This window comes from Arthrobacter sp. SPT-J7, assembly GCF_059089965.1.
Genome location: NZ_JBNHFF010000172.1, coordinates 1 through 7200 on the forward strand (window position 1 = coordinate 1; position 7200 = coordinate 7200).

Consider the following 7200-nt stretch of genomic DNA (forward strand, 5'->3'; position numbering starts at 1 on the left):
ACGTAGTCGTCGGCGCCCAGTTCCAGGCCTACCACTTTGTCGATTTCGGAATCCTTGGCCGTCAGCATAATCACCGGGACGCTGGAGCGCTGGCGCAGCTGGCGGCATACCTCGGTGCCGGAGAGCCCGGGAAGCTGGAGGTCCAGCAGCACCAGGTCCGCCCCGTTCCGGTCGAATTCGGTGATGGCGTCCAGGCCGTTGTCCACGACCTCCACCTCGAACCCTTCCTTGCCCAGCAAATAGGACAAGGGATCGCTGAACGATTCCTCGTCCTCCACAATCAAAATCCTGCTCAAGCGTTTGCTCCTCGTTCTTTTGCGCCTGCGGCGCGGGGTACTTGGGTGGCAGTTGGTTTCCGGTGTGGATGTCCCGTCAGTCCGGGGGCGGCGGCATGCGCTATCTCGTCCTCGCCGTCCTGCCCTTCCATTTCCGGGAGGCGGAGCGTGAAGGTGGACCCTTGGCCCGGCTGGGACCAGAGTGTCACTTCCCCGCCGTGGTTGGAGGCGACATGTTTGACGATGCTCAGTCCGAGGCCGGTGCCCCCGGTGTGGCGGGAACGGGCGGAATCCACACGGTAGAAGCGCTCGAAGACGCGTTCCTGGTCTTCGGGGCTGAGTCCCTCGCCCTGGTCGGTCACCGAGATTGAGACGAGCCCATCCCGGGAGCGGACGCCGATGCCCACCCGGGTGTTGGCCGGCGAGTAGCGGATGGCGTTGTCAATCAAGTTGCGCAGTGCGGTGACCAGGAGGTCCTGGTCGCCAAAGACCTTGCCCTCTATCCGGCCGCCAACAACAATGCGGATGTTCTTGCTCTCCGCCGGGAGTTGGGACCGGTCCACGGCCTCGGCAATGACGGCGTTCACGTCGACCGGGCGGCCCTCCTGGGCCACGCTTGCACCCTGCAGCCGGGAGAGCTCAATGATGTCCTGCACCAAGGCAGCCAGCCGGCCGGATTCCTTGTGCATGCGCTTGGCGAAGCGGCGCACTGCCTGTTCGTCGTCGGCGGAGGACTCCAAAGCCTCGGCGAGCAGGGAAATCGCGCCGACAGGGGTTTTTAGTTCGTGGGAGACGTTGGCCACGAAGTCGTTCCGGATCTCTTCCGTGCGGGTGATCTCCGTACGGTCGTCCGCGAGCAGGAGGATGTATTCCTCCCCCAGCATGGCTGCCCGCACCTGGACGATGATGGTGCCCTGACCCAACGGGCCGCGCGGAAGCTCCAGCTGTTTCTCCAGGATGACGCCGTCCCGGCGGACTCCTGCCGTCATGTCCAGCAGTTCCTTATGGACCACGGTGTGCCCACGCACCAGGCCATAGGCGTAGGCCGCGGGGCTGGCGCGGACCACGCCGTCCACGGCGTCCACCACCACAAAGGCGCGTCCGACGACGGCCAGCACCTCGGCGGCGCCGGCCGGCAGCGCGATGTCATCGGCGTCGACGTCGAGCAGGTGCCGCTGCTTTTCGCTGACCCTGTAGGCCAGCACGCCGAAGGTGCCGAGCGCCAGGCCGATGAGGCCGGCGACCAGACCGATGAGCATAGGATCCACAGCTCCACCTTATGCGCTGGCAGGTGGCCGTCGGCGCGTCCGGGACTGCTGCACCGACGGTTCAACTAACGTTCATCTTCAAGGACTTAACCGTTTACCGGATACTGGCAGAGTAACGAGTTGGACTGCCGAACGGCGACACGAATTCCTGCTGCCCTGGAGCGGGCGGGACGGAGTTCCAAGGAAAGGACGCCTAAGTGCGTAAGGTTTTTCAGGAAGAGCTCACCCAGGTCGGTGACCAGCTGGTGGAGATCTCCCGGCTGGTCAGCGAAGCCATGGATAAGGCCACAACATCCTTCGAGGTGGCGGACGTCGACCTCGCCCAGGACGTCATCGCCGCGGATGCCCGCATCGACTTCCTGCAGAACAGCCTGGATGAACGGGCCATCGACATCCTGGCGCTGCAGGGACCGGTTGCCAGCGACCTGCGGATGATCGTGGGGTCCCTGCGGATGAGCGCCTCGCTCGAGCGGATGGGCGACCTTGCCCGGCATATCGCGCAGCTGGCCCGCCTCCGTTTCCCCTCCGTCGTTATTCCGGAGTCCATGACCGGAACGTTCAAGAGCATGGCGGAGCTGGACCAGGAGATCGCCGACAAGCTCACTGTGCTGCTGGAGACCCGCGACCTTGAGGTGGCCCGGGACATCCTGAAGGCAAACACCGCCATCAACGATCTGCACCTCAGCGTCTTCAAGGCCATCGCCGCCCCGGAGTGGGCCGAGTCACCGGCTACCACAGTGGACGTGGCCTTGGCCAGCCGGTACTTCGAGCGCTTTGCGGACCACGGCGTCTCGGTCGCGCAGAAGGTCACCTACCTGGTGACCGGTGCGTGGCAGCCGAACGGCACCGAGCACAGCTGACTGCAGCAGGGTTCCTGACAGACGACGGCGGGCCCGTCACCACAAGTGACCGGCCCGCCGTCGAGCGTGTGTAGGTTTACTTTTTGCCCTGGTTCGCCACTGCCATGATGGCTTCTGCGGCTGCTTCAGGATCCAGGTAGGTGCCGCCCGGCTTGACGGGCTGGAAGTCCTCGTCGAGGTCGTAGACCAGCGGGATGCCCGTGGGGATGTTCAGGCCGGCGATGGCTTCATCGCTGATGCCGTCGAGGTGCTTGACCAGGGCACGGAGCGAGTTACCGTGGGCCGTCACCAGGACAGTCTTTCCTGACTTCAGGTCTGCCTTGATGTCCGATTCCCAGTACGGCAGCAGCCTGACCAGGACATCCTTCAGGCATTCCGTGCGGGGAATGGCATCCCCGAGATCCGCATAGCGGGGGTCCCCCACCTGGGAGAATTCGGAGTTGTCGTCCAGGGGTGGCGGCGGAGTGTCGTAGGAACGGCGCCACTCCATGAACTGCTCTTCGCCGTATTCGGCGAGGGTCTGGGCCTTGTCCTTGCCCTGCAGTGCCCCGTAGTGGCGTTCGTTCAGGCGCCAGTCGCGCTTGACCGGAATCCAGCCGCGGTCGGCCTTGTCCAGGGAGATGTTTGCGGTGTTGATGGCCCGCTTCAACAGGGAGGTGTAAAGGATGTCCGGGAGAACATTGTTTTCAACCAGGAGCTCACCGCCCCTTGCTGCTTCCGTACGGCCCTGGTCGTTGAGGTCTACGTCCACCCATCCGGTGAACAGGTTCTTGGCGTTCCATTCGCTGTGGCCGTGGCGCAGCAGAATCAGCTTGTAAGTCATGATTTTCATCCTAACTGAGCGCCGCGGCCGGCCGCCCAGCGTTACAAAGGACACCATCCCCCGGGATAGCTCAGTGATAGGGCAGGGACCGCGCGAGGATAAGGTTGGGCGGTGGTGCAAAAAGCTGAACGGGTGGCCGCCCGGCAGATATCTGGCGGGAGGCCGCGCGGCATGCAGGGCCGGCCGGTAGGCAACGTAACCCGCGGCACCACCAATCCCAACCGCATGCGCCGGGTGGACCGCTGGTTGACCGGACCTCAGGGCTGGCGTCTTCGGTCCGCCGCCAGTCCCCTGGTGGTGGATCTGGGCTACGGCGCCACCCCGGCCACCGCCGTCGAGCTCTTTGAGCGGCTGTCCGCCGTGCGTCCGGATGTCCAGGTGCGCGGCATCGAAATTGAACCGGACCGGGTCCAGGCCGCCTTGCCATTGCAGCGGCCAGGTTTGAGCTTCCATGTTGGCGGCTTCGAAATCCCCGTTTCCGGGCGTCCCGTACTGGTGCGGGCGTTCAACGTCCTGCGGCAGTACGAGGAAGCCGATGTAGCCGGGATCTGGCGGCTGGTGCAGGACCGCCTGTCGGCGGACGGCCTGTTTATCGACGGCACGTGCGACGAGATCGGGCGGCGGGTGACGTGGGTGGCGCTGGATGCCGAACGTCCGCTCTCACTCAGTATTTCAGTCCGGTTTGGGAGCTTTGAACTGCCTTCGGAGGTTGCGGAGCGGCTCCCCAAGGCCTTGATCCACCGCAACGTCCCCGGGGAACCTGTGCACGCCCTGATGCAGGCCATGGACAGGGCCTGGCTGGAAGCGGCCCCGCTGGCCGCTTTTGGCAACAGGCAGCGCTGGCAGTCCATGGCCCGGATCCTGCGCGACGCCGGCTGGCCGGTTCAGGATGGTCCGGCCAGATGGCGGCTGGGCGAGCTGACGGTGGACTGGGAAGCGGTGGCCCCGCGGGGTTGGGCCAGCAGGGTTAGGTCAAGGGGCCAGGTAAGCCAGCAGGGTTAGGTCAGGGGACCAGGTCAGCTGGGGTTAGCTCAGCGCAGCCTCGTCACCATGGTCCGTAGGGCCCCGTGTTGCGGCTGCCGCCGCGTCCGGCATCCTTCACGGCTGGCCTGACGTCTGCCAGGTAGACGGATGCCGCGACCACTGCCGCAAGGCCGAACAGGCCAAGGGTGCCGAAGAATCCGCCACCGCTGCTGAAGAACGAGATGATGCCGACGAAGGCGGCTCCGCCTGTCAGGGCCATCCAAAAGGTCTTGGTCCTCTTTCCGGTTGCCTCGAAGGCATTGGCGCGGTGCCGCGCGCAGTCCACAACAGCCCACAATTCAAGCCCAAGGGCCACCAGGGCAAGAATAAAGAACACTGCCTGCTCTACAGGCCGAATAATGAGTTCACCGTCCACAAGCCCAGCCTAGCCGCCCAGCGCGTCCAGCGCCTGCTTCAGGTCCGCCCAGAGGTCCTCAACATTCTCGATGCCCACGCTGAGGCGGATCAGGTTTTCGGGCACGTCTGAAGGTTCGGCAGGGTGCCGGCGCCGGCGTTCGATCAGCGATTCGACCCCGCCCAGCGATGTTGCGGGCAGCCACAGCTTCACTGCACGCACCACCGCGTCCGCGGCGTCGGCGCCGCTCATCCCGCCCACAGGCGCTACCTGGATGCAGATGATTGAACCGAAACCCTTCATCTGAGCCTTGGCCCGTTCATGTCCCGGATCGGCGGAAAGGCCCGGGAACCGGAGCGATTCCAGCCGCGGATGGGCCCCAAGCCGCTCCGCCAGGACCATTGCGGTGGCCTGGGACCGTTCAATGCGGAGCGCCAGCGTCCGCAGCCCGCGCAGTGCCAGCCACGATTCGAAGGGCCCGGCAATGCCGCCATGAATGGTCCGGTGATGGAGCAGCGCCGAACGGATATCGGAGTTGGACGTCACCAGGGCGCCAAGGACGACGTCGGAGTGGCCCGCCAGGTACTTGGTCACCGAATGCAGGACCACGTCGGAGCCCAGGCGCAGCGGCTGCTGGACCAAGGGGGTGGAAAAGGTGTTGTCCGTGACCACGATGGCTCCGGCGGCGTGCGCCGCGGATGTGACAGCCGGCATGTCCGTGATGCTGAGCATGGGGTTCGTGGGGCTCTCAAGCCACAGCATGGAAGCGGCGCGCCCGGCAGGGCCTCTGGGCGCGAGTGCCTCCTTGACGGCGTCGGTATCCGCGATGTCCACGGTCCGGAGTTCGATGAAGCCCTTCTGGGCCAGCTCGGCGGCCATCACCAGCGAGCCCGAATAGCACAGTGTGGGCATGACCAGCGCTCCACCGGAGGGAATGAGGGATAGGGCAGAACTGACCGCCGCGAGGCCGGATGCATAAAGGAGGCCGGGCAGTTCCGCCCCTTCGAGCTGCCCCAGCGCTTCCTCAAAGGGATCCCAGGTGGGGTTGGAGTACCTGCCGTAGCCTCGGTCCCCGTCAGCAAGGGCACCAATGCCGAAGAATGTGGAAGACAGGACGATGGGCGGGTTGACCGGCTGGTCCCTTTCCCGGGGCGGACGCCCGGCCGCCACCACGACCGTTTCGGCTGCAAGGGAAGCGGCTTGCTGTTCGGAAAGGCTCATGCAGGAAAGCCTACTGTCCGCCCCAGGCACCCGGGAAAGGCGTTACCTGGGGGCTAATACTGTCCACATGTCGCCTCCGGCGGTCTGCGATTGCGGGTGAGGATCGGTAGGCTTGACCGGTGAGTAAACAACGGGCGGGCCTTTTCATCGCATTCGAGGGCGGGGATGGCGCCGGCAAGTCCACCCAGGCAGCCCTACTTGCAGATGCCCTTGAAGCGCGCGGCCTCACCGTCCTGCGGACCCGGGAACCCGGCGGAACGCCCATCGGCGAGAAACTTCGCTCCCTGGTCCTTGACCACGGCCACGGCCACATTGACGCCCATACCGAAGCCCTGATCTTCGCAGCGTCCAGGGCCGCCCACGCCAGCCAGGTCATCCGGCCGGCACTTGAGCGCGGCCAGATCGTTTTGACGGACCGGTACATTGACTCGTCCGTTGCGTACCAAGGCGCCGGACGGGACCTCGGCAAGGATGCAGTCCGGTCAATCAATGCGTGGGCCACCTCGGGCCTGGAGCCCCACCTCACCGTCCTGCTGGATGTTGACCCAGCAGTGGGCCGGCAACGCCGGACCGCCGGTGATTCCGGGGAGGACCGACTGGAAGCCGAAGCTGACGAGTTCCACGTCCGGATTCGGGATGCGTTCCTGGAACTGGCCGCCACCCGCGCCGGTTCCTACCTTGTGCTGGCCGCCCATCTCCCCGTGGGAGACCTTGCGGCGCAGATCCTCCAGCGCGTGGACGGCCTGTTGGCGGCCGCGGAAGAAGACAGCGCATGACGGTGTGGGACGACCTGCAGGGCCAGGCCGCCGTCGTCGAACAACTGCGCCAGGCCGCAAGCGGCGAAAACCTCACGCACGCCTGGCTGTTTACCGGACCCCCCGGATCGGGCCGCTCAAATGCTGCCAAGGCGTTCGCAGCAGCGTTGAACTGCGACCAGGAAGACATGGTTCGGCGCGGGTGTGGGCAATGCCCTGCCTGCCTGACCATCTTGGGGGAAACCCACTCTGACGTCACTTTCGTCCGGACCGAAAAAGTCACTATCACCATCGATGAGGCGCGTGAACTGGTGGCAACTGCGGGCAACCGGCCGTCCTCCGGACGCTGGCGCATCATCGTGGTGGAGGACGCAGACCGAATGGCCGAGCGCACCACCAACGTCCTGCTCAAGGCCATCGAGGAGCCGACTCCCCGCACGGTGTGGATGCTGTGCGCGCCTTCCCCTGCAGATGTGCTGGTAACTATCCGCTCGCGCTGCCGGAGCGTGGCCTTGCGGCTGCCGCCCGCCGCCGATGTGGCTGCCCTGTGGGTGAAGCGTGCCGGCGTGGAGCCGGCGCTGGCGGAGCGCGCGGCCCGGCCGGCCCAAAGCCACGTCGGG

The 7200-nt window shown here is 65.6% G+C and carries 9 protein-coding genes; 4 read left to right on the forward strand and 5 right to left on the reverse strand.

The window, feature by feature from the left end; translation table 11 throughout:
• Positions 1-296 (reverse strand): response regulator (locus AC5RWX_RS28265; protein ID WP_494099565.1); only part of this gene is annotated, 296 nt, incomplete at its 3' end.
• Positions 293-1534: a sensor histidine kinase gene (locus tag AC5RWX_RS28270; protein ID WP_494099572.1), complete on the reverse strand. Its 1242-nt coding sequence runs from the start codon at positions 1532-1534 to the stop codon at positions 293-295. The genes AC5RWX_RS28265 and AC5RWX_RS28270, both read right to left, overlap by 4 nt.
• A gap of 206 nt (positions 1535-1740) precedes the next feature.
• On the opposite strand from AC5RWX_RS28270, the gene phoU reads away from it, so the two are divergent.
• Entirely contained in the window at positions 1741-2403 is a 663-nt protein-coding gene (gene phoU, locus AC5RWX_RS28275) for a phosphate signaling complex protein PhoU (protein ID WP_494099566.1), read from the forward strand.
• 76 nt (positions 2404-2479) lie between these two features.
• Here the strand turns inward: phoU and AC5RWX_RS28280 are convergent, their stop codons facing one another.
• On the reverse strand, positions 2480-3226 hold the full coding sequence (locus AC5RWX_RS28280; protein ID WP_256246524.1) for a phosphoglyceromutase: 747 nt from the start codon (positions 3224-3226) through the stop codon (positions 2480-2482).
• A gap of 111 nt (positions 3227-3337) precedes the next feature.
• Here AC5RWX_RS28280 and AC5RWX_RS28285 point away from each other — a divergent pair, with 111 nt between their 5' ends.
• Positions 3338-4228 carry a class I SAM-dependent methyltransferase gene (locus tag AC5RWX_RS28285; protein ID WP_494099567.1) on the forward strand — a complete coding sequence of 297 codons (891 nt, stop codon included), beginning with the start codon at positions 3338-3340 and terminating at the stop codon, positions 4226-4228.
• Positions 4229-4271: 43 nt separating this feature from the next.
• Here AC5RWX_RS28285 and AC5RWX_RS28290 read toward each other — a convergent pair whose 3' ends face one another.
• Both AC5RWX_RS28290 and AC5RWX_RS28295 read right to left on the reverse strand, forming a co-directional pair.
• Positions 4272-4625, reverse strand: coding sequence for a DUF2516 family protein (locus tag AC5RWX_RS28290; RefSeq protein ID WP_494099568.1), 354 nt, complete (start codon positions 4623-4625; stop codon positions 4272-4274).
• A gap of 9 nt (positions 4626-4634) precedes the next feature.
• Positions 4635-5825 (reverse strand): trans-sulfuration enzyme family protein, encoded by a 1191-nt coding sequence (locus AC5RWX_RS28295; RefSeq protein WP_494099569.1) that lies wholly within the window; start codon positions 5823-5825, stop codon positions 4635-4637.
• 119 nt (positions 5826-5944) lie between these two features.
• Between AC5RWX_RS28295 and tmk the strand changes: the two genes are divergently transcribed.
• Both tmk and AC5RWX_RS28305 read left to right on the forward strand, forming a co-directional pair.
• Entirely contained in the window at positions 5945-6601 is a 657-nt protein-coding gene (gene tmk, locus AC5RWX_RS28300) for a dTMP kinase (protein WP_494099570.1), read from the forward strand.
• Positions 6598-7200: DNA polymerase III subunit delta' (locus tag AC5RWX_RS28305; RefSeq protein WP_494099571.1), on the forward strand; the 603-nt coding region annotated here is incomplete at its 3' end. The genes tmk and AC5RWX_RS28305, both read left to right, overlap by 4 nt.

Bases quoted from the DNA above. Each gene is read 5' to 3' on its own strand.
- AC5RWX_RS28270 (WP_494099572.1), bottom strand. From the start codon at position 1,534: ATGCTCATCGGTCTGGTCGCCGGCCTCATCGGCCTGGCGCTCGGCACC.
- AC5RWX_RS28280 (WP_256246524.1), bottom strand. From the start codon at position 3,226: ATGACTTACAAGCTGATTCTGCTGCGCCACGGCCACAGCGAATGGAAC.
- AC5RWX_RS28295 (WP_494099569.1), bottom strand. From the start codon at position 5,825: ATGAGCCTTTCCGAACAGCAAGCCGCTTCCCTTGCAGCCGAAACGGTC.